Origin of the sequence: Effusibacillus consociatus (assembly GCF_042652925.1) — a bacterium.
In the GTDB taxonomy this organism is placed as follows: Bacteria; Bacillota; Bacilli; order Tumebacillales; family Effusibacillaceae; genus Effusibacillus; species Effusibacillus consociatus.
This window is the reverse complement of record NZ_JBHSHC010000142.1, coordinates 100,813-123,117: the sequence shown is the minus strand read 5'-3', so window position 1 is coordinate 123,117 and position 22,305 is coordinate 100,813. Positions and strand designations below refer to the sequence as shown.

Below are 22,305 nucleotides of genomic sequence, written 5' to 3'. Positions count from 1 at the left end.
GGTGAAACAATAAATGGCCCTAGTCAAGAGACTAGAGCCTGTAAGGAAATTTTAATTCCGAGAGTCTTAGAAACAAACAAGGAGGGGATTTGAATGAATCAGATCAAGGCGATCGTGTTTGACGCCTACGGGACCTTGTTCGACGTACATACGGTGGCTTCTCGTTGTGAACAGTTTTTTCCCGGTTTCGGACAAACCATTAGTGAAATTTGGAGACAAAAACAGCTCGAATACTCTTGGCTCCGATCATTAATGGGTCGATACGAAAATTTTTGGCACGTGACAGAAGATGCGCTCGGATTTGCTTTGAAATCGTTGGGATTAAACGCGAACGAAGAGGTTCGCGCCGCTGTACTTGAAGAGTATTTGCGGTTGAAACCCTATCCGGAAGTTCCGCAAGCGTTGCAAGCCCTGAGGCATCACAAATTAGCCATTCTTTCGAACGGAACCCCCAATATGCTCAACGCGGCGGTAACCAACGCCGGATTAACAGACGCGTTCTCGTCTGTCATCAGTGTGGACGAAGTAAAATCTTTCAAGCCTTTGATGGGAGTTTATCAATTAGCCCCTTCGAAACTTCACGTCCGGCGGGAGGAGATTTTGTTCATCTCGTCCAACGCTTGGGACGCGTCGGGCGCAAAAGTATTCGGATTCAATGTATGTTGGATCAACCGCTTTGGCAAGACATTCGAGGAGCTTCATGTCGAGCCCGATTTGACCATCACGGGTCTTGACCAATTAATCGAGAAACTGTAGGAATACGTCACAAAGGGACGATCCAATTGGCTCGTCCCTTTGTTGCCTACCGTCGTTTCCAAAGATATTTGGAAAGCGGCTTTCGCGCCGATTCTCCCTCGATCGCAACCGGCTCGGAAGGTTTTGAGTTCCGGGCCGCCATAGCGAGAATCGACCCGGAGCCAACGGAAGCCGCAAGATGGATTGCTTCCGCCAGTTCCTCTTCCGTGATTCCCATTTCTCGCGCACGCGCGATGTTGACCTGCACTCAGGGTTCGCAACGAAACGCGAGGGTCATACAGATGTGAATCAATTGTTTCGTTTTCTTGTCAAGAACCCCGTCTTCATGGGCTTCATGATAATATTCCATATGCATGTCGCAAAGTTTGTCAGATAAAGACATGGCTCTGTCCCCCTTTATTAGACTGCTAGCCCTTTTTCGAATATCGCTTTTTGGATGTTGCTCTCCTTCTCCTTAGTGCCGGGTTCCCCCAACAAACTGCAATCCCGCCAGAGTTCTACTTTCGCTTTTTCCCAAGGCATTTCGGGAGCTACAATGGTCATATACATTCTCACTTCATCTTCGGAAAGCCTTCGGCGTGTGTTTATGTCTTGAACATCCCCGATGTTCCATATTCCCGGCGGTCAGGCGGGATGTACAATACTGTAACCATCGTCAAGCAGAAAAATACCGAATTCGCGATTTTCCCGAATCACTTTCACTTGAACACCTCCTCTCGTTCGGAGATAGTACCTATTTCGATTTTCCGGGCCGTTTTCCTCCACCGTAACCCCTAACAACAAGAAAGAGGATGCCTATTGCAGCATCCACTTACATACAAAACCACGATGTACCATTTAAATTTGAATCCGTTCCGGATTCGTGTACACGTTCAAAGTCCCATTGCGAATAAATCCAACCGTTGTAATCCCCAGCTCCTCAGCCAGCTTCAAGGCCAACTCAGTGGGGGCCGATTTTGACAATACAATTTCACAGCCGATCTTTGCTGCTTTTAGCAGGATTTCGGAAGAAATGCGGCCGCTAAAAACAATTACTTTCTCATTTAACGAGATCCCGTTTCTTAGACAATACCCATAGATCTTATCAAGAGCATTGTGTCGGCCAATATCCATTCTTGCAACAATGATACCGTTTTTATCACAAAGTGCGGCATAATGCACGCCACCGGTATCCTTAAAGGTTCTGGCCGATTGCTGCATGGAGTCCATCAATCGAAAACAGTCTTCATATGAAAGTTTTACATTTTTGGAACTCTGCGTTTTTACCGTTTTTGCATCACTATAAAAGTAAAAGCTTTGTCTGCTTTTTCCACAGCAGGATGTGACGTACCGTTTGGAATGAAACATCTCGTTGAATTTATTTTTGTTATTGGTTTCAACGTAGGCATATCCTGCTGTTTCTACAATCCGAATCTCTTTTATATCGTTGAAATTTTGGATGACACCTTCCGATGCCAGAAAACCAATGACTAAATCTTCCACATACTCCGGTGTGCATACCATGGTTGCAAACTCTTGTTGATCCAATACTATTGTAATCGGATACTCGGTAACGATTGTATCCTCCGTGTATTCGATGCGGTTATTTTCATAGTGGATTATTGGCCGGGATACTTGAACCGGTTGAAACACAAGATTCACCTCCATGAAAAAAACGGGTCTACCGGGTTCGCGGTGGACCCAACTGTTGAAACTACTGTTTTAAGCCTTCCCCAATCCCTTTTAAAAGATTAAGACCAAAACCAATGGCTCGGTTGATGTCCGGATCTTTCAACGCTTTTACCAAATCGAAAACACCAACCCTGCTGTTGTTTTCAAGCCCTTCTTCCGCTTTCTGCAATCCCTTTGTGAGGCTGCTCACCAATTTTTTCGTCATTTCAGGATCCAGTTCCGCTAACGCTCCGGCCGTCGCCATTGCATTGTTGATCATATTGGTAACAGGAGGACGAAGTAACTGACCCACTGCGATCTTTGCAATCTGTTCTTTCGATTCAATGGCAGCATTAAGGGCTTCCAAGATTCCACTGTCGTGGAGTTCCTGAAGGAGTTTCAGCGTTTCCTGAATGCCTTCCGCATTACGGGCCACATCCTGTACCACTTTCTCAAGTGATTGTTCTTCTTTTTCTTTTTCGGTAAGAACGACTGGGGCAATTTTCGTAATCGGTTTCGCCATTATTTCCTACCTCCTGCAACATTCAAGTCAGCAATTGGTTCATAGTCTTTTCGTTCCCATTTTCTTTCCACCTGTACCCCTAACTGCGGGTTTCTCTTCGCATAACGCGGATTAAACATCGGGAGAGGGGAGGCACCCTCTACTTCAATAACTTCCAAACGGACCATCGTCTGCTTGTAGGCAGGTGTATGAGTTCGAACATCTACCGCGTTTCCCGTTAGTACATTAATCGCATTTTCATGACTTACGGAATGCATGGGAACATACAGTTCTTTTCCCTGTACACGCTCCGTCACCAGAGCACGAAGTTTAATTGCGCCGTACGGGGAAACAAGGCGTACCAATGAGCCATCTTTCACGCCGCGTTCGCGTGCAAGTTCCGGTGATACTTCCACAAACACGTCCGGTACTTTATACTGAATTCCCTTCGATTTGTTGGTCATGTTCCCTTCGTGGAAATGTTCCAAAAGCCTTCCGTTATTCACATTCAGATCAAATTCCTTCGGAAATTCTACCGGCGGCACGTATTCTACAAGGGAAAACCGTGCTTTTCCATCCGGAAAATTGAAACGCTCTGTGTAAAGCAATGGTTCATCGGTGCCATCTTTTTTCACTGGCCAGATTAAACTATCCCAATTCTCAAGACGTTTGTAGGATACACCTTCAAAAATCGGGCACAGGCTTGCGATTTCGTCCATAATCTCGCTTGGATGTTTGTAGTTCCAATTGGCACCAAGTCGATTTGCGATTTGCTGGATAATCCACCAATCGGGTTTGGACTCACCAAGCGGTTCAAGAGCTTGGTACAAACGCTGGATGCGTCGTTCTGTGTTGGTGAACGTTCCGTCTTTTTCAAGTGATGGAGAAGCAGGTAAAATCACATCGGCAAACTGGGCAGTTTTGGTAAAGAATACGTCCTGTACAACGAAGAACTCCAGTTTACTGAGGACTTCGTGTACGTGGTTCGAGTTTGAATCCACCCACGCCATGTCTTCCCCCATGAGATACATCGCTTTCAGCTCACCCTTTTCGACGGCTTCAAGCATTTGAATATTATCCAGACCTGGCTTGTTTGAGATCTTCACTCCATATGCCTTTTCAAACTTTGCCCGGGCGAGATCATCGGATACATGCTGGTAGCCAGGGAGCCAGGGAGGAAGTGTTCCCATATCACAAGCACCTTGCACGTTGTTGTGTCCACGCAGCGGAAATGCTCCCGCTCCGGGACGCCCAAAGTTCCCGGTGACGAGCAAGAGATTTGCAATCGCGGCTGATGTGTGGGAACCCGCAATATTTTGAGTAACACCCATTCCCCAAAGAACACAGGTTCCGTCTGCTTCCACAATCATTTCAGCAGCTTTGATCAGCTGTTCTTTTGGAATTCCCGTTACTTCTACCGCATAGTCCAATGTGTATTTTTCCAGGAATTTCAGATAATCTGCAGAATTATTGACTCGATTTTGGATGAACTGTTCGTCATGCCATCCCTGATCAATAATGTATTTCGCGACAGCCGTCAGCCATACAAAATCGGTTCCCTGTTTTGGATGCAGGTACAAATCCGACCGCTCCGCCATTTCATGTTTCCGAAGATCGGATACGATCAATTTTTGGCCATTCAGTTTCTTCGCACGCTTCACACGGGTGGCAAGAACCGGATGTCCTTCGGTTGGGTTTGCTCCAACAATGATCACCAGATCAGCCTGTGCTATGTCTTGAATCGTTCCCGAATCTCCCCCATACCCCACTGTTGAAAGCAAACCATCGGTCGCCGGCGATTGACAGTAACGTGAACAATTGTCCACATTATTGGTCTCAAACACTTGGCGAGCCAGTTTTTGCATCAAGTACGCTTCTTCATTCGTTGTTTTGGAAGAACTTACAAATCCTAGTGCATTACCGCCAAAGTTTTTCTTAATCTCACCAAGCTTTCCTGCAATGAGCGACAATGCTTCTTCCCAGCTTGCCGGAACAAACTCGTCCCCTTTGCGAATCAAAGGAGTGGTCAGACGCTGATCGCTATTCACAAAATCCCACCCAAACTTCCCCTTTACGCAAGTCGAAATACTGTTTACAGGCGCTTGTTCGGATGGTTCAATTTTCAAGATGTGGCGGTCTTTCGTCCAGACTTCAAACGAGCATCCAACTCCACAAAACGTACAAACGGTCTTCGTTTTCTTCGTACGAGTTTCCCGCATCGACGCTTCCACTTCAGAAATGGCGAAAATACCGCTGTAGCCAGGTTCTACTTCCTTCACCAGATCAATCATTGGATTCAGAAGATCTTTCCCGATCCCGGTCATAAATCCGGCTTCCCCCAGCATCGATTTTTCCATCAATGCATTACATGGACATACCGTTACACATTGTCCGCAAGATACGCAGGAAGATTCGTTAATGGACTTGTTGTCGTCCCACACAACCCGTGGAATATCCCGTTCCCAATCAATTGTCAACGTTTCATTGACCTGCAAATCCTGACAAACCTCTACACAACGTGCGCAGAGGATACATTGATCGGGATCGTAACGATAAAAAGGATGTGAGAAATCCGCTTCATACCCTTTTTCACGGAACGGACGTGTTTGATGCTCAATTTCAAGCAATTCTGCTGTGTTGTGAACCCTGCAATTCCCGTTGTTATTGTCGCAAACGGTACAATACAACAAATGGTTTTCCAAAATTCGATCCATTGCTTCGGTCTGTGCTGCTTTTGCAAGTTCCGAGCCGGTCAAAATGTTCATGCCTTCTTCGACCGACGTAGAACACGCCCTCATAATTTTTCCGTCAATCTCGCACATACAAGTATCACATGTTTGGATAGGGCCTAGAGTAGGCGAGTAACAAATATGAGGGTGTTCGATTTCCTGTTTCAACAGATAGTCAAGGATTCTCGTACCTTTTTCGGCCACATGGGGTACACCGTTGATACGAAAATTCACCTTTTGGCTCACTATAATTCCTCCTTTGGAACACAAAACCCACCATAAAACGATTTGTACAAATATATTCCAATATCAATAAAAATGAATAGCATTAACCTGAAATAAGAGGCTGTTTTTGTTCGTTGGCAGAACGCAGCTTGTTTATGTCCAAACGAATTAACATTGACACAACCAAAGCGAGAAGAAACAGTCCGGCAAACACATACAATGTTCCGACATAACTCTTTGTCGTATCCCTGACCCATGCTGCAAAAATCGGACCCGCCAGACCGGCCGCAGACCAGGCTGTAAGAATGTACCCGTGAATCGCCCCTAATTGCTTAGTACCAAATAAATCTCCGATATAAGCAGGAATTGAAGAGAACCCTCCACCGTAGCACGTTATAATTACGAAAAGCAGGAGTTGGAATAAGAGAGCATTCATCGATTGCGGCAACAGGAAATAAGCAATGATCTGAATGACAAAAAAGGCGGTATACGTATTGGGTCTGCCGATGAAGTCGGAAAATGAAGCCCACCCAATTCTTCCGAGACCGTTAAACAGGCCCAACAGCCCCACCATGGTTGCCGCGGCAATAGGACTCATCTTGGCTATCTCCTGAGCCATCGGTGACGCCACTGAAAGAATAGCAATGCCACAGGTGACGTTGATGAACAACATAATCCACAGGTACCAGAAGCGACGTGTTTTTACCGCTTCATTTGCCGTTAAATACGAAAGATCCTGGTTGATTTGTGTCGTTCCCGATTCCACTTTGTCCTTGAAACCGGCAGGCATCCACCCCTTAGGAGGGGGAGACAGATACTGAGCGGAAGCAAACATGAGAATAAAATAGGCTATTCCAAGAATCATGAATGTACCCGCAATTCCAACCGACAGAATTAAACGAGCCATGATCGGACTGCTGAGAAGTGCCGCGAATCCGAATCCCATAATAGCCAGTCCGGTAGCAAGACCTCTTCTGTCCGGAAACCATTTTACAAGAGTGGAAACGGGTGTTATATAACCGACCCCAAGACCTATTCCTCCAAAAACTCCATAGAACAGATAGAGCAGGTACAGAGACCCGAGTTTCACCGCCAACCCGGCCCCCACCATTCCGATTCCGAAAAAGAACGCAGCCAGGATACCCGATTTGCGAGGCCCGTGTTTCTCTACGAAATGACCAAGAAATGCTGCAGACAAACCAAGAAACAAAATAGCGATACTAAAGGTGAGCGATACTTGTTTCGTATCCCAACCGAACTCTTTCATCAGTGGCTTGGTAAATACGCTCCATGCATAAACGGACCCAATCGAAATGTGGATCCCTACAGCAGCTGCCGCAATCAGCCAGCGATTTTTAACTTTTTCCACAATCATTCAACCCCTTCTTGTATTCGCTTACAAAATAAAATCCAGCACAAAACAATCTCTCCCTATCGGAGACTGTTTCATGCTGGATAATACTCCTACAACAGTACTTATAACAGTATCAACCTAGCGCACATATCAACAATAGTCAGTTAGCGTTTGTTCACATAACTAACCATTTCAATGTTATTTTACATTTCATTCATAAATTCGTCAAAATATAATTCTTAATCCTTATCAATTGGTTTATCGAAGATAAAAACCGACACTCCCATATCTTCTTCCACCTTGATATCAGAGAATAAGTGCAGCAGCTTGGCCCCCATCAACTCCTCCAGCCCCTCAGGTACCTGGTGGGCGTAAATTTCTTGGATCATCTTGGTGCGTGCTGTATGAACCATCTCTGCTCCCTGTGGAGTCTGGACGATAAATCTTTCAGTTGGTGTCAGGTTTCCATGCAATATGGAAATGGCCATGTTATCAACAAAAGTGGTCTTAATCCGTTCGGGTCCTTTCCCGAAATGGTCTTTGCGAACTTTGCGAACGATTTCATTAAATCGGGCTTCCTTACTCAATTCTAACTTTCACCTCACCTCAGATGTAATTCTAGTATACACTTCTCCATCACAGAGTACTACGGTTGATATCCTGCTGCCTGCAGGAAGTTAACTTCTTAAACAACCCAAGGAGGCCAGTGTGATAGCCTCCTTGGGTACTTACGCTTGATCGGTCGTGTCTGGAATTCGCCATAGATTCGATGCTGACAACACGTCCGTAGTTCGGCTCCGGCTTCCGCCGGTTCCCTTGCCTCCTGGGTAATGGGATTTAAGTAATCTCCAGCTTCAATGTCCACTTGGTACCCCTCGGTTACTTGACGGTTTTCCGCAGGATACGAAATTTCTTGGTTATCCGTCAGATTGACCACCTCCTGTACTGCAGTATTCACAAAAGAACCAAACTCTATATAGGCATAGGTAGGGATACAAATACAATCATCGTTCCTCAACTTAAAAAGCGCGGCTGCATAATTTGGTATGGACACTTCCATACAGAATGGAGAATGAAACATGATCCATCCACATACGGAGCTTCGGTATATAAATGAAAAAATCGGGTTTGGCGTTTTTGCTGCGAAATTCATTCCCAAGGGAACCATTACTTGGGTGCTGGATGAGCTTGACCAAATTCTGGATCCGTCATATGTCGCTTCTCTTGATCCGGACAGACGCAAATTGATTACCAAATATTCCTATCGCAATCAAGAGGGGAAATATATTCTTTGTTGGGACCTTGGTCGATTTGTGAACCACAGCTTTCATGCGAATAGCGTCGGTACTGCATACGACTTTGAAATTGCCGTGCGGGACATTTACCCGGGTGAGGAGATAACAAACGATTATGGCTCTTTAAATCTCGATGAGCCGTTTGATTGTTTTCCTGAAGAAGGGACGGATCGAACATGTGTGATGCCGGATGATCTTCTTCGCTTCTATGAGGAATGGGATCAGAAGGCTCTCGATGCATTCAGATATTTTAATCAAGTGGAACAGCCTTTAGCGCATCTCATTCGCCCAGAATGTAAGGAGAAAGTAAAGATGGCCGCAGATCGGCAAGTGTTAATCGATTCCATCAGGTCGACCTATTATGATCGTTCGTCGATCAACAATACAAGGTGGACGCTCCGTTAAAAACGGAAGGCTTGCGCCACATGTTAAAAAGCCTTGAACCATACGGGTTCAGGGCTTTTTACTAGGCCGCTTGTAACCTCATTCTGACAGGGAAACAGGCGTGGCCTGAAATATTAATGTGTAATCAGGTTGATAATTTCTTCACGCAAGTCTATAAATGTTTCGCTTGAACGGTATTTTCGACTTTGTCCTTCTTCAATTTCATAAGGAATGGGACTATGCATCTCCTTGATGATTCGACCGGGTCGAGCAGACATCACAACAATATGTGTTCCTAATAAAAGCGCCTCTTCCACATCGTGTGTAATGAAGAAAAAGGTTTTATGTGTCTCCTTCCATATTTTCCGCACATTTTCTTGCATCTGTTCTTTTGTGATTGCATCCAATGCCCCAAACGGCTCATCCATCAAAACAATCCTTGGATCATTGGCCAATACACGTGCAATGGAAGCCCGCTGCTTCATACCACCGGACAGTTCATAGGGAGCTGATTGGCTGAATTGCGAAAGACCCACCATATCGAGATAGTGTTTTACAGTTTGATTTCGTTCTTCGGCAGACACTTTTCGCATCTTTAAACCAAACTCCACGTTTTCTTTAATATTTAACCAAGGATACAGTGTATGCTGTTGGAAAACCACCCCTCGGTGTCTGTCGGGCTTGGGTGACATCGATTTTCCATCAAGCAATACATCACCGCTTGTTGGTTGTTGAAAACCGGCGATGATTCGCAGCAGAGAGGTTTTACCGCACCCGGAAGGTCCAAGTACGCATACAAAACTCCCCTCTTCAATTTCCAAATTAATATTCTGCAAAGCATATACTTGTCGGGAATCTGTTTCGTAAGTCAATTCCACATGTTTCATTTCTATAACCTTCGTTTTATTAACGGTTACCTTCATTGGAGACTTCCCTTCTATTTTTCGGGTCCATGTTACTATTTCCCGCTTTTGCTCTCTTTCACTTTCGATACGAATTGCGACTGGATCGCCTGTTGATAAACATCCAGTGCAGGTGCAGACGGAATTGACTTTTGCGTTACCATGAATTCTCCTGTATCTTTTAATGCTTGAGCAAATGCTCCTTTGTTATTGGTAGTCCCTAAATGATTCGATCCGGCCTGCTCGGAAGCATCCAACCAGATTAATTGATCCATAAATAATCCGGCATCCGACTCTGATACATTCAATTCCTTGGCCATGGCTTTCACTGCTTCTCCTTTGTTGGAACGGTAAAACTTAACCGCCTCATCCAATGCTTCAATATATTTTGTTACCATGGCCGGATACTTTTGAATAAACGATTTGCTGGCCACGCACACATCAGCTGTGACAATTCCTTTCTTTGACAAATCACGGCTGGTTAAAAGAACCTTGCCACCATCATCAATCATTTTTCCTAGAATGGGGTACCAAACATACCCTCCATCAATCTGTCCTTGTTTCCAGGCGGCTAACATGTCTTGCGGCTGCATGTCCAACAGAGTGACTTTCGATTGATCAATTCCGTTCAATTTCAAAGCAGACAGAAAGCTGTAGTGAGTGGTGGAACCAAAAGGAACCGCGATCTTCTTGCCGACTACATCAGAAAACGTATTAATACCGCTTCCTTTTTTCACCACAAGCGCCTCGTTATCACCTATCACATCATGTAACCAAATTACTTGATAGGGCAGGTTTTGTGCTACACCGGTTGCCACAGAGCTCGAGCCGATCAGACCGAAATCAATACTGCCTGACGTAATGGCTGTATTCACGTCTCTGGCAGAATCAAATTGTCGCCAGTTCACTTTCACTCCTTCAAATTTCTTTTCATAGATACCGATTGCTTTTGCCAGCAATTCAGCATTTGGTATGACCTGGTAACCAATGCGAATTTCTGTCGGTTGATCGCCCGTTCCCGGTGAACTGTTTGATTGCTTTGTTGAACTGGAAGATCCACAAGCAGATAGAATGACCATGCTAAAAATCAAAACCACACTTGCCCACCATTTTCGAATAATTAGTTTCATTTGTTTAACCCCCGTCCTTGAAATCTCTTTAATTGGAAATTTGATTACCCTTTTCCTTTCCAAGGAATCACTTTACTTTCAATTCCCCGTAATAAACGATCAAGTAGAATACCGGTTACTCCCATTACAATAACCCCGACAAACATGACATCGCTGCGCAAAAATTTACTTGCATCCAACACCATCCAGCCGATTCCGGAAATAGCCGCAACCATTTCAGCTGCAACCAACGTAGTATAGGTAAAACCCATCGCTGTGCGCATTCCGGTAAAAATTTCAGGTAAACAAGAGGGGAATATGATATAACGAAAAACTTGCCACTTATTCGCTCCTAGTGATTCTGCAGAATGAATTCGATCTTCATAAACCCCCTTGACTCCTGACATAGCGGCAATATACATAGGAGCGAAAGCAGCAAGGTAGAGCAAGGCGATTTTTGATTCATTGCCGATTCCAAACCATAAAACAAGCAATGTGTAGTAGGAAAGTGGGGGCAGTGGTCGATAAAATTCAATCAACGGGTCAAAAGCAGCTCTAATTTTTGAAGAATAACCACTCAGCAGGCCTAACGGAACAGCTGTGAGTAAAGCCAGGAAAAAAGCAATAAACATGCGGAGCAAACTGTCTGCCAAATGATAGAACAAACTATTCCCTTTGTAACCTGACTGTAAAAGATCTACAAACGTTACCCAAGTCCGCTCTGGAGAAGGAAAGAAAACTTCGGGTACAATTTTCAGCTTTGTGATGGTAAACCACAACAACAAGAAAAAGACAGCTGATATAAAGGTAATGTAGATTTCTTTCGATACAATCCCCCTTTTTCGTACAGAACTCAGTGATTTTTTTACTTCCTTTTCCACGCTGGAGATATTCGTGCTCATTCCAAATCCATCCCTCCCGCAACACATTAGTACATCGGTACGTCTGCACGTCATTACATCCGTACCACTGTAACATAAATATAATCCACTTTTTAAATCGTTGCAATATTTTTATTTGTTAGAACAATAGGTGCGAGATATCAGTTACGCGGGTTCAGGAAACAATCATTTGCGGAAAGGCAGACTCTTCGGTGGTTTTGTTAACAAGTTTATCCGTTTGTAACTTTAAACTTTCGAATTAGCCTCTGTAAGTCTTCTGCCATTTGCGCCAAAGCGGCGGCGGAAGCAGAGATCTCATCTATGGATGCCAATTGTTCTTCGGCAGATGCCGATACGCTCTGTGTTTCTGCCGATGATTCTTTCGCAATGGCAGATATTAAATGAATGGAGTGAACGACCTGTTCTGTACTGGCAAACAATTGTTGAGAGGCTGTTGATACTCCTTGAATCTGATTGGTAACCTCACTCATGGAAAGCTCAATCTGTTTAAATGATTGTCCTGCTGTGTTTACTACATGAATACCTTCAGTCACTTCTTTGGTTGCAGTTTCCATAGATTGAACCGCTTGCTTTGTCTCGTTTTGGATGACAGATATTAAGCTGGAAATTTGTTGAGCGGCTCCTGCCGATTGTTCCGCCAATTTACGGACTTCATCCGCTACGACGGCAAACCCGCGACCATGTTCACCTGCCCTGGCAGCTTCAATCGCTGCATTTAAAGATAACAGATTCGTTTGTGCGGCAATTCCTGTAATCACTTCTGTTATTTGACTGATTTCGTTTGAGCGCTCTCCCAATCGTTTCACCAGTTGTGCCAAAGCATTGACCGTATTGTGAATCGAATTCATCTGTTGAACAGCTAATTCAATCGCTTGGTTACCTTCCATTACTTTTTCTGAAGTTAGATTTGCAGTAAAGGAAACATGTTGGGCACTTGATGCAATCAGCTGTACACTTGCTGCCATTCCGATCATTGTTTTGGAACTTTCCTCTACACTACGGACTTGGTTTTCTGAACCGGACGCTACTGCCAGAATGTTGAAAGAAATATGTTCCGTTGCTTTGCTTGTTTGCTCCGCACTTGACGTTAATTGTTCTGCAGAAGCGGCTACTTGCTCAGCACTGGAACCGACTTGAAAAATTAAATTCCTTAGATTCATTATCATGGTGTTCAATGCCTGTGCCAGTTGACCGACTTCATCATTAGAGTTACTTTGAATCCGTACAGTCAGGTCACCATTAGCCAAAGATTTGATTCTATCAAGGATTGATGGGATTTCCCTTAACATATAGCTTAGGGAAAAGTAAACCAATCCAACAAGAACCAAAATGGACACGGTTATATACATGAGTGTTGTTCTCGTAAACGAAGCAATCTGTGATAACGCTTCCTCGTGCGGCATTGCCGTGCCAACTGACCAAGCAGTGATGGGTACCGGTGAATATCCTACATACTCCATTCGGTTGTTAACTTGAACGAGCTTCAGCCCATTTTCTCCCGCAATCATCCTTTGTCCAATGGAACCTACTTCTCCTGGGAGTTCCGACAGTTTTTCTTTCATTACTTTTTCTTTGTCTGGATGGTACATCACGGTTCCATCCCTTGCCAACAAAAAAGTATATCCGGTCTGACCAAACTCATAGGACTTCATAATTTGAGGCAAAGTATCCAAAAACAAATCGATGGCAACAAATCCTACCGTACTTGAACCATCTTTCACCTGTTTAAGGACACTAATCACCAATTTCCCTGTTACCGCATCAACATAAGGGTCAGTAAAAGAAATATCTTCTGCGGCTAATGCTCGTTCATGCCATGGACGATTCTGGATATTCCAATCCGGAGTTGATAAATAGGAATTATTCCCAACTAAAAAACTGCCTTTTTCACTTGCAATCCATACCAGAGATAAAGTTTTATCAGTTTGTATTATAGCATCCAGTGATCGTCTGACAGCGTTATAATGAGGGTTGGTCAACGCTTCATCTCGTGATTTAACAGTTTTTAAGTAGTTTACAATGTCTTGATTTGTACTGATCTGCCTGACAAGTGTTCCTTTTTCACTAAACAAAGCGTTGATTTGATTGGCAATGGCCTTGCTTTTAACGGAAAGGGTATCCTCTATGTCTTGTAATAACAGATTCTTTGTGTTTACGTAATTCACATATCCCGTTAAGGCAAATACAATCGTAATGATAATAAATATTGCCAGGGAAAGCTTTTTGGCTATGCTGTCTCGTATCCACATGATTAGACCAGTCTCCTTTATGTAACAAAAAAGACTGCCGAGCGAGGTTTCCCGACAGTCTGACACTCCCTCAAATGAGGAATCTTCATTTTTTAGGGTTCCACCTTATTTGGAATGGCAGCTTGATTTGTACCAAGCTGATTCCAATCAGTCGATTTGACCCTTTCTTTCACCCGTACCTGGTAATACACCATCAGAAGAATCAACCAGGCTAATCCTGAATAAACAGATTCCTTGGTTAAGGGAGATGTTGCAATCGCTACCATAGCACCAATCAGCAACAGTAAACCGATCACTGGTAAAACAGGCCAAAACGGAACTGGGAATTGAAGTGTTTTCTTCTCTTTTAGGCAGCGACGTCTGAAAACCAATTCGCAAACCAAGATGACTCCCCATGTGAACAGTGAAGCAAATGCCGACGCACTGGTAATCCAAACATATACGTTATCAGGTGCCAAATAGGTGATAACGATTCCGATGGAAATCATGGCCGCAGTAGCCCAGACAGCGATATGAGGTACCTGATTCCGATTCAGCTTAGTAAACTGTGGAGAATATAATCCCTTGTGGGACATACTGAAAAGCATTCGGCTGCCACCGTAAACACCCGTGTTGCAAGAGGAAAGTGCGGAAAGAATAATGATTAAGTTTACGAGTCCCGCAGCAACTGGAATCCCGATTTTTGTAAATAGAAGAACGTACGGGCTTGTGGCACTCTGTATCAAATAGTTCCATGGAAACACACACAACATAATCAGAATGGAACCGATATAAAATACCAAAATCCGCATGGTTACCGACCGGAATGCTTTACGCATCGAATTTGCGGGATTATGGGATTCGCCCGCTTCAACAGCCAGCGTTTCGATACCACTATAGGCTTGTACAACCAGTGAAATGACTGCAAAAACTCCCAGCCAACCATTCGGCACGAATCCGCCATTTACCCAAAGGTTTGTTATACCAACAACCTCACCGTTATTGAAAATACCCGTGAGTATGATCAGTCCCCCGAAGATCATAAATACAACTATGGCGAGAATTTTTAAAAGAGCGAACCAGTACTCGATTTCACCAAAAATCTTTACGGCAAGCAGATTTGAGAGAGTAAATAGAATTAAGGCGATCAATCCGGGAATCCAAGCGGGAAAAGAGGGGTACCAATATTGCACTAACTTCCCGATAGCTGCGAGTTCGGACATCACAGTGGCTACCCAGTAAAACCACCACATGCCGGATGTCAAAAACCCCATTTGATGACCAAGAAGTTCACCGGCATAGTGACTGAAAGATCCTGCAACAGGCTTTTCTACCGTCATTTCACCCAGGGCTCTCATTACGATTGCAGCGAGTATACCCGTAATGATAAAGGCAACCAAGACCCCCGGACCGGCTAATCTCACAGCCGTTGAAGCCCCGTAGAACAATCCGACCCCAATAACCCCTCCAATTGCCAACATTTGAATTTGGCGATTTGACAAGCTTCGGTTAAGTCCTTCTGATGTTGTTTCCTGAAGGCCTCTTTCTCTTTCAACCATCGACATAACGCTCGTCCTCCTCTGTGCCTGAGAGTTTTGTATTAAGCTATCCAACACGTTTTAATTTTTCGTGAATTACCAATAAAAGAAAATCACCTGCTTTAGGACAACACAGAACTGGATAAGATTGTAAGCGCTTACAAGAATGCATTTTACTTATTTTGAATCTTGAACGGTAAGAAGATGGGCACGTGTTGTCGATGGTATCGAAGAGGCTGCTTTAATTGGATTATCATGCCCATCTATCTGTGATGATATAAACCTTTCCACTTAACACAAATCAGATAAAACAGTTTTCACGGTCTCCACAACGAAACGCAAATCATCTTCAGTTGAAGACAGCGGTGGAGCAATGATCAATACATTGTTGTAACCGGGAACGGTATCGCCGTTTCGCCCAATGATCAGGCCTTTCTTTTTACAAGCTGCTATGATGCTTCCCATCAATTCTTCGGACGCTGGAGCTTTTGATTTTTTATCTTCGACTAATTCAATTCCATATAAAAATCCAACTCCACGAACTTCTCCAACCTTGTCTAAAGCGATCAAATCATACAATTCGCTTAAGATGGATTCGCTTAATTCGGCTACTCGATCCACTATTCTTTCGTTTTCAATGATTTCGATATTTTTAAGGGCGACTGCACAAGAAGCCGGGTGCCCTCCATAAGTGGAAATATGCCTTAAATGATTGTGTGTGCCGTTTTCCTTAAATTTTGCATAGATTTTCGAACTCACCGCGGTAGCTCCTAATGGAAGGTACCCGCTTGTCAACCCTTTGGCCATGGTCACAATATCCGGTTGAACCCCTTCTGAATGCATGAAACCAAACATCTTACCGGTACGGCCAAAGCCCGAAACCACTTCATCAATAATCAACAGAACATCGTGTTTCTTACAAATCTCTGCTACACGACGCAAATATTCCTTTGATGGGATGATTACTCCGCCCCCAGATATAAACGGCTCCATAATCACCCCTGCTACGCTGTCCGCACCTTCCCAGTTAATCACCTGATCAATAAGCTCTGCCGCTACCCTATCACTATCAGGAACGTCTTCACCAAACGGTGAACGATAGCTGTATGGCGGCGGGACATGAAGGAACCCTGGGGCTGCCGGATCATATTTCATTCTCCGATTTGCCTGGGCGGTTGCACTCATTGCGCCCAGCGTTGAACCATGATAAGCACGATATCTGGAAATGAATTTGAATTTTCCCGGATTGCCATTTTGGATATGATATTGACGGGCTATTTTGAATGCCGTTTCATTCGCTTCAGACCCGCTATTGGAGAAAAACGTAGTATACGATCCCTGAAGCAGTTCGCTGATTTTTGCAGACAATTCAATAGCCGGTACGTGACTCATAGTCAGAGGGAAATAAGACAAATTTACCATCTGTTCATAAGCCGCATCTGCAATTTCTTTGCGTCCATGTCCCAGATTTAAACACCACAATCCGGAGACTCCATCCATATATTTATCTCCGTTTGTGTCGAAGAACCAGGCACCTTCTCCTCGTGTTGCAATCGTCGGACTGGCTTTTTCATTATACCGGTACATCGCATGCCACAAATGATCTTTATCTTTTTGAACAAGGTCTTTTGTTTCAAGTTCCAGTTGCATAGTTTAACCTCCCTTATATAATATCATTTATTTTAAAAATATTTTTTGGGAAATATTGAAAACTAAACCATAACCGGACTATTGCTCAGAACGGAATCAAGCGAATGGTACTCGAAGCCATGAGCATCTGCGACCGCTTTATAGGTCACTTTTCCATCGATAACGTTAAATCCTTTAGCCAATGCCTTATTATCCAACGCCGCTTGCTTGTATCCTTTATTGGCAATTTGCACCCCATACGGAATTGTTACATTGGTCAAGGCAATTGTAGATGTGCGGGCGACAGCCCCCGGCATGTTTGCTACCGCATAATGGAGAACGCCGTGTTTTTCATACGTTGGATGGCTGTGAGTTGTAATCCGGTCAATCGTCTCAATAGAACCCCCTTGGTCAATCGCGACGTCAACGATAACCGAACCCGTTTGCATTGTTTTGACCATTTCTTCGGTGACTAAACGCGGCGCACGAGCTCCCGGAATCAGCACCGCCCCTATGAGTAAATCTGCTTTCTTAACAGCTTCAGCTATATTGTAGCTATTTGACATGAGGGTCTTTAAACGTCCTTGAAATTGATCATCCAATTGACGGAGTCGATCGGGATTCACGTCAATTATGGTAACACTAGCCCCGAGTCCGAGTGCCATTTTTGCTGCATTGGTTCCTACAATACCTCCGCCAATAATAACGACTTCAGCCGGCGACACTCCTGGTACACCACCAAGTAATACTCCTTTGCCGCCCTTCGATTTTTCCAAAAATTGAGCGCCGATCTGAATTGACATACGCCCAGCCACTTCACTCATCGGGGTCAACAATGGAAGAGATCCATTATCCAATTGAATGGTTTCATAGGCAATTGCCACTACTTTATTCTCAACGAGCGCTTGAGTTAATTCAGGCTCTGGAGCTAAATGGAGATAAGTGTAAAGAATTAATCCTTCTCGAAAAAACTGGTATTCCTCAACAAGGGGCTCCTTCACTTTAATGACCATTTCAGCAGACCAAGCTTCTTCAGCTGTAGCAACGATTTTGGCTCCGGCAGTTTCATAATCACCGTCAGTAAATCCACTGCCTAATCCAGCACCCGTCTCAATCCAAACTTCATGTCCATTATTTTTGAATGCGATCACACTTGCAGGAGTCATACCTACCCGGTTTTCATTGTTTTTTATCTCTTTCGGAACGCCTATAATCATGGAATCCACCCTTTTCCCCTAGTTTTTCAACTTTGTTGAAAGAAGAAGGACGTGATACTGCAACATCAGATCAATCCAGGAACCTGTAAAGTGAAAGTGATCACGTCCACCGATAAACCTCAAGATACACTCACTCAAGTAGTTTTTAAAATCACAACATTGTCATCATTTGTGAGTTTCGCAGCATTTGCCTCGTCGGTATCAATATGAAACTCCAGACGATAATTGGGACTAACCCTGATTTTTACATTGCTGAATATAATTTGTCTTTCCGATTGACAGATTACGAATACATTGTCGCCATCATCAACCTGAAAATCTAATGCATCTTCTTGGGACATGTGAATATGTCTACTTGCAATAATTAATCCTTCGTGCAAATAGATTGATCCATTTGGTCCAACCAGAGTAATCGGACTGCTTCCAGCAAGATCCCCTGAATCTCTAACCGGAGGAGACACTCCTAAACGGTGAGCATCCGTTAAAGATACTTCTACTTGTGTCTTTCCGCGGGCTGGCCCCAATATTCTGACTTTATCTATTACACCTTTAGGTCCGGCAAGCATCACTGTTTCTTTGGCTGCAAACTGGCCAGGCTGAGACAATAGTTTATGAATTTGCAACTGATACCCAGTCCCAAACAAAACTTCTACATGCTCCGGAGAAAGGTGTACATGCCTTGCTGAAACACCAACAGGAATTGTTTTCACTCCACCTTCATGAATGAGTGATTTGACTCGATTTGGTTCCAAGATTTCCTTAATGGTGCTCATTGCTTTTTACCAGTTTCTATGATCCAAGTGGGCATATTTCTCCAGCAGACGAACCGGCATTTTCAAAGCATCTCTTCTGAACGGCGGAGCCAATTGCGTGCCATCAATCTGGATATCAATTACTGTCGGTTTGTTCGATTGAATCGCCTTTTCGATGACGGGACCCAATTCATTCGCATCTTCCACTCGTATGCCAACAGCCCCCATTGATCTGGCTACTTCGGCGAAGTCAGGATTTTGAATATCCGCACCTACAAAACGGTTGTTGTAATAGTCAACCTGGTTCTTCTTCTCTGCACACCATGCTCCATTGTTAAATACACAAGCAATCACAGGAATGTTTTGTTCTACAGCTGTACTGACTTCATGCAAACTCATTCCCCATGCTCCATCACCTACAATTGCAATCACCGGACAATCGGGTCGGGCAATTTTGGCACCAAGTGCGGCAGGATAAGCAAAGCCCGTGTTGCCAAACGTCAGAGCGGCTATATGCTTCCGAGGTTGGTTAAACTTCAGATAGGCGTTAGCTGTGGAAGAAACATTACCAATGTCTGTTGATACAATTGCATCTTCAGGCAATACCCTCGTCAGTTCCAATAAAGCCCTGCGCGGGTTAATCGGATTGCCATCTACCATCGCCAGTTCAACCAGTTCTTCTTCCCACTTTTGCTTTTCCGTTGCAACTTCCAACAAACGTTCCTGATTGGGTTTCATTCCAGGCTTTAATGCTTGTAAACGTTTCATGATTTCGAGGCTGGCTTCACGTGCATCACCGATAATACCTACTTCAATAGGATGGGTACGTGCGATATTTCTCGGATTGATATCAATCTGAATGATCTGAGCCGTCTTCGGGAAGTAATCAATATCGTAGCACGGCAATGTTCCAAATACCGACAATCTGGTACCGATCGCTAAAACGACATCCGCTTTCTTTAGTGTGTTCATCGCCGCTTTGGATCCCATGTATCCAATCGGACCCACTGCTAAAGGATGATTAGCCGGGAACGCATCATTATGCATATAAGAAACAGCAGCAGGGGCTGTTAAATATTCCGCAATCGCTGTTACCGCCTCAATCCCATCGGAGTCAACGGTACCCCTCCCCGAAATAATCACCGGATATTTGGCTTCAGCTAATATTTTGGCAGCTCTGTCTAAAGATTCAGTCGAACCGCAACCGCGAGCGTCTACACGATATTGATGGGGTTCAAGAATTTGATCTTCCAGTTCACCGTAAAAATAGTCACGAGGAATATCATAAAGGACAGGCCCCCGTTCAGCGTAAGCAATCCGAAACGCTGTTCTCAGGCAGTCGGCTACCCGACTTGGATGCGTTACTCTAACCGTTTCTTTTGTGATGGCTTTAAATACAGACACCTGATCACATTCTTGGAAACCGTCCCATCCAATGGTCGGAGTGCCTGCTGAAGGCGAAATCACAACCATAGGCGTATGCGCTTGATAAGCTGCGGCTACAGAGGTCACCATATTGGTGATTCCGGGACCGTTCTGCCCGATGACGACCCCTGCAACTCCAGAAACCCGAGTATAAGCATCTGCCATGTGAGCTCCGCTCTGTTCATGACGCACACCGATAAAGCGAATGCCTGCACTGGGCAACAGATCCAGCAGATCCATAAAGGCCGAACCCAAAATCCCGTTTATATGGGTGACCCCTTCTGCAACTAAGGTCTCAACGATCGCTTCACTGGGCGTCATTTTTACTTTCGTGCCTTTTACATTTTGGGTTTCAACTTTTGCCATGATCAAAATCCTCCTTTAAGTGATAGTTATGAGTACAATCTAGTTATAATTGGTACGAACATCAGGTTGTTCGTATCAATTATAACTTAATAATAGACCTACCTATCATTCTTCTAATCTAACTTCATTAAAACCACCTCCTTGTTAAGCAGTTTAGTTATAACAACGTCATGACGTACGTACCAGTTGTTATTCATATAGTACAATTTGTGCTATCGATAGTCAATACATCAAATTGATAATTCAGAGTATTTTTTGTTATACGAACTTAAGCAGAATAGGTCCCAAGGCAGTCAAAGCTGCAAAACCTAAAACCCCAACCAAAATAGCCCTTATTCCTACTTTTTTAAAGTCTCCTAATTTGATTCCTAAGCCAAGCCCGGCCATAGCCATCGCTAACAGAAATACACTAACCGATATCATCTTCTGATTCAGTATTTGAGGAATGAATCCGAGTGTATTTATCAAACTGCAAGCCAGAAAACCAAAAATAAACCATGGAACAGGTAACTTTTTGATGCCTTTACCCGTTTTTATATCGGGATCCTTTGCTCGATATAAATAACCTAACAGCAAAGCGACAGGAATGAGTAAGGCTACTCTTCCAAGTTTAACCAGAAGAGCAATATCCCCGCTCACATTTCCTCCGGGACTGGCAGCAGCAATAACGTGTGCTAATTCATGCAAGGTCGAACCTACTAAAACTCCGTATAGATAGGGATCTAATCCTAACATGGGATAGAGAAAAGTATAAATAATCGTTCCGATCGTTCCTAGAATCGCAATACAAGCCACGGAAACAGCCGTATATTCTTTTCGAGCACCAATTAATGGAGCAACGGCTACTATAGCGGCAGCTCCACAAACAGCTGTACCTACCGCAATGAGAGCAGATAAATGTTTATCAATAGCAAACAGTTTTCCTAAATAGATCATTACCCCAAGAGTGAAAGCGATTACAATGACATCGATCAGGATCATAGAGAAACCAGCTTCTATGATTTGCGAAAAATTCAACCGTAATCCCAACAGGATTATTCCTGCTCTCAACAAAATTTTGCTGCTAAAGGCAATCCCGATTTCAGCATCTGATGGCACTTCCATAAGTCCTTTCCATCCGACACCAAGAATAATCGAAATAATCATAATTCCCATTATAGAAAAAACGGGAAGAACGGCTAGATTTCCTGCAAGTATCGCTAGGATAAGCGTAAGACCTGTACCTTTGATAAAACCGGCCCATTTATTCCATTTACTCGATAGGTCCAATTTGGTCAACGTCTGAGGACGCGGATCCATAACATTTTCAGCAAAGTCCATCTTAGGTGATGGCATTAGAATC

At 44.0% G+C, this 22,305-nt stretch carries 21 protein-coding genes; 2 read left to right on the top strand and 19 right to left on the bottom strand.

Features of this window, described 5'->3' with window-relative positions; all coding sequences use genetic code 11:
- The first annotated feature begins 93 nt into the window (after positions 1-93).
- Positions 94-756, top strand: a complete 663-nt coding sequence (locus ACFO8Q_RS20740; protein WP_380028655.1) for a haloacid dehalogenase type II — start codon at positions 94-96, stop codon at positions 754-756.
- 46 nt (positions 757-802) lie between these two features.
- On the opposite strand, the gene ACFO8Q_RS20735 is transcribed toward ACFO8Q_RS20740, so the two are convergent.
- From ACFO8Q_RS20735 to ACFO8Q_RS20695, 9 genes are all read right to left on the bottom strand, one after another.
- A complete protein-coding gene (locus tag ACFO8Q_RS20735) occupies positions 803-1,003 on the bottom strand; it encodes a carboxymuconolactone decarboxylase family protein (protein WP_380028653.1) in 201 nt (66 codons plus the stop codon).
- Complete coding sequence (locus ACFO8Q_RS20730) at positions 1,004-1,138, bottom strand: carboxymuconolactone decarboxylase family protein (RefSeq protein ID WP_380028651.1); 135 nt, start codon at positions 1,136-1,138, stop codon at positions 1,004-1,006.
- Positions 1,139-1,155: 17 nt separating this feature from the next.
- Positions 1,156-1,305, bottom strand: coding sequence for a hypothetical protein (locus ACFO8Q_RS20725; RefSeq protein ID WP_380028649.1), 150 nt, complete (start codon positions 1,303-1,305; stop codon positions 1,156-1,158).
- A gap of 288 nt (positions 1,306-1,593) precedes the next feature.
- Complete coding sequence (gene fdhD, locus ACFO8Q_RS20720) at positions 1,594-2,388, bottom strand: formate dehydrogenase accessory sulfurtransferase FdhD (protein WP_380028647.1); 795 nt, start codon at positions 2,386-2,388, stop codon at positions 1,594-1,596.
- A 61-nt stretch (positions 2,389-2,449) separates the two neighbouring features.
- Positions 2,450-2,929 carry a helical membrane plugin domain-containing protein gene (locus ACFO8Q_RS20715; protein ID WP_380028644.1) on the bottom strand — a complete coding sequence of 160 codons (480 nt, stop codon included), beginning with the start codon at positions 2,927-2,929 and terminating at the stop codon, positions 2,450-2,452.
- Entirely contained in the window at positions 2,929-5,883 is a 2,955-nt protein-coding gene (gene fdhF, locus ACFO8Q_RS20710) for a formate dehydrogenase subunit alpha (protein WP_380028642.1), read from the bottom strand. The genes ACFO8Q_RS20715 and fdhF overlap by 1 nt, the downstream gene beginning before the upstream one ends.
- An 82-nt stretch (positions 5,884-5,965) precedes the next feature.
- The gene (locus ACFO8Q_RS20705) at positions 5,966-7,231 is read right to left on the bottom strand and encodes an L-lactate MFS transporter (protein WP_380028639.1); all 1,266 of its coding nucleotides are present in this window, start codon (positions 7,229-7,231) and stop codon (positions 5,966-5,968) included.
- Positions 7,232-7,455: 224 nt separating this feature from the next.
- A complete protein-coding gene (locus ACFO8Q_RS20700; RefSeq protein WP_380028636.1) occupies positions 7,456-7,803 on the bottom strand; it encodes a Na-translocating system protein MpsC family protein in 348 nt (115 codons plus the stop codon).
- Positions 7,804-7,901: 98 nt separating this feature from the next.
- A complete protein-coding gene (locus tag ACFO8Q_RS20695; protein ID WP_380028634.1) occupies positions 7,902-8,174 on the bottom strand; it encodes a hypothetical protein in 273 nt (90 codons plus the stop codon).
- A 121-nt stretch (positions 8,175-8,295) separates the two neighbouring features.
- On the opposite strand from ACFO8Q_RS20695, the gene ACFO8Q_RS20690 reads away from it, so the two are divergent.
- A complete protein-coding gene (locus ACFO8Q_RS20690; protein WP_380028630.1) occupies positions 8,296-8,916 on the top strand; it encodes an SET domain-containing protein in 621 nt (206 codons plus the stop codon).
- A gap of 113 nt (positions 8,917-9,029) precedes the next feature.
- On the opposite strand, the gene ACFO8Q_RS20685 is transcribed toward ACFO8Q_RS20690, so the two are convergent.
- The 10 genes from ACFO8Q_RS20685 to ACFO8Q_RS20640 all read right to left on the bottom strand — a co-directional run bounded on the left by ACFO8Q_RS20685 (position 9,030) and on the right by ACFO8Q_RS20640 (position 22,262).
- Positions 9,030-9,818, bottom strand: a complete 789-nt coding sequence (locus ACFO8Q_RS20685; RefSeq protein ID WP_380028628.1) for an ABC transporter ATP-binding protein — start codon at positions 9,816-9,818, stop codon at positions 9,030-9,032.
- A gap of 35 nt (positions 9,819-9,853) precedes the next feature.
- The gene (locus ACFO8Q_RS20680; protein ID WP_380028626.1) at positions 9,854-10,927 is read right to left on the bottom strand and encodes a taurine ABC transporter substrate-binding protein; all 1,074 of its coding nucleotides are present in this window, start codon (positions 10,925-10,927) and stop codon (positions 9,854-9,856) included.
- A gap of 44 nt (positions 10,928-10,971) precedes the next feature.
- Positions 10,972-11,787, bottom strand: coding sequence for an ABC transporter permease (locus ACFO8Q_RS20675; protein ID WP_380028623.1), 816 nt, complete (start codon positions 11,785-11,787; stop codon positions 10,972-10,974).
- Positions 11,788-12,017: 230 nt separating this feature from the next.
- Entirely contained in the window at positions 12,018-14,057 is a 2,040-nt protein-coding gene (locus ACFO8Q_RS20670; protein ID WP_380028621.1) for a methyl-accepting chemotaxis protein, read from the bottom strand.
- A gap of 92 nt (positions 14,058-14,149) precedes the next feature.
- Complete coding sequence (locus ACFO8Q_RS20665; protein ID WP_380028619.1) at positions 14,150-15,601, bottom strand: amino acid permease; 1,452 nt, start codon at positions 15,599-15,601, stop codon at positions 14,150-14,152.
- Between the two features lie 264 nt (positions 15,602-15,865).
- Entirely contained in the window at positions 15,866-17,224 is a 1,359-nt protein-coding gene (locus ACFO8Q_RS20660; RefSeq protein WP_380028617.1) for an aminotransferase, read from the bottom strand.
- Between the two features lie 62 nt (positions 17,225-17,286).
- On the bottom strand, positions 17,287-18,420 hold the full coding sequence (gene ald, locus ACFO8Q_RS20655) for an alanine dehydrogenase (RefSeq protein WP_380028615.1): 1,134 nt from the start codon (positions 18,418-18,420) through the stop codon (positions 17,287-17,289).
- Between the two features lie 134 nt (positions 18,421-18,554).
- Positions 18,555-19,193, bottom strand: a complete 639-nt coding sequence (pduL, locus tag ACFO8Q_RS20650) for a phosphate propanoyltransferase (RefSeq protein WP_380028613.1) — start codon at positions 19,191-19,193, stop codon at positions 18,555-18,557.
- 6 nt (positions 19,194-19,199) lie between these two features.
- Entirely contained in the window at positions 19,200-20,963 is a 1,764-nt protein-coding gene (gene xsc, locus ACFO8Q_RS20645) for a sulfoacetaldehyde acetyltransferase (RefSeq protein ID WP_380028611.1), read from the bottom strand.
- Between the two features lie 258 nt (positions 20,964-21,221).
- Positions 21,222-22,262, bottom strand: a complete 1,041-nt coding sequence (locus ACFO8Q_RS20640) for a YeiH family protein (RefSeq protein ID WP_380028669.1) — start codon at positions 22,260-22,262, stop codon at positions 21,222-21,224.
- Positions 22,263-22,305: the final 43 nt, after the last annotated feature.

Excerpts from the sequence above, each read along its gene's own strand:
- ACFO8Q_RS20740 (WP_380028655.1), top strand. The coding sequence starts at position 94 with ATGAATCAGATCAAGGCGATCGTGTTTGACGCCTACGGGACCTTGTTC.
- ACFO8Q_RS20730 (WP_380028651.1), bottom strand. The coding sequence starts at position 1,138 with ATGTCTTTATCTGACAAACTTTGCGACATGCATATGGAATATTATCAT.
- ACFO8Q_RS20725 (WP_380028649.1), bottom strand. The coding sequence starts at position 1,305 with ATGTATATGACCATTGTAGCTCCCGAAATGCCTTGGGAAAAAGCGAAA.
- ACFO8Q_RS20715 (WP_380028644.1), bottom strand. The coding sequence starts at position 2,929 with ATGGCGAAACCGATTACGAAAATTGCCCCAGTCGTTCTTACCGAAAAA.
- ACFO8Q_RS20690 (WP_380028630.1), top strand. The coding sequence starts at position 8,296 with ATGATCCATCCACATACGGAGCTTCGGTATATAAATGAAAAAATCGGG.
- ACFO8Q_RS20685 (WP_380028628.1), bottom strand. The coding sequence starts at position 9,818 with ATGAAGGTAACCGTTAATAAAACGAAGGTTATAGAAATGAAACATGTG.
- ACFO8Q_RS20680 (WP_380028626.1), bottom strand. The coding sequence starts at position 10,927 with ATGAAACTAATTATTCGAAAATGGTGGGCAAGTGTGGTTTTGATTTTT.
- ACFO8Q_RS20670 (WP_380028621.1), bottom strand. The coding sequence starts at position 14,057 with ATGTGGATACGAGACAGCATAGCCAAAAAGCTTTCCCTGGCAATATTT.
- ACFO8Q_RS20665 (WP_380028619.1), bottom strand. The coding sequence starts at position 15,601 with ATGTCGATGGTTGAAAGAGAAAGAGGCCTTCAGGAAACAACATCAGAA.
- ACFO8Q_RS20660 (WP_380028617.1), bottom strand. The coding sequence starts at position 17,224 with ATGCAACTGGAACTTGAAACAAAAGACCTTGTTCAAAAAGATAAAGAT.
- ald (WP_380028615.1), bottom strand. The coding sequence starts at position 18,420 with ATGATTATAGGCGTTCCGAAAGAGATAAAAAACAATGAAAACCGGGTA.
- pduL (WP_380028613.1), bottom strand. The coding sequence starts at position 19,193 with ATGAGCACCATTAAGGAAATCTTGGAACCAAATCGAGTCAAATCACTC.
- xsc (WP_380028611.1), bottom strand. The coding sequence starts at position 20,963 with ATGGCAAAAGTTGAAACCCAAAATGTAAAAGGCACGAAAGTAAAAATG.
- ACFO8Q_RS20640 (WP_380028669.1), bottom strand. The coding sequence starts at position 22,262 with ATGGATCCGCGTCCTCAGACGTTGACCAAATTGGACCTATCGAGTAAA.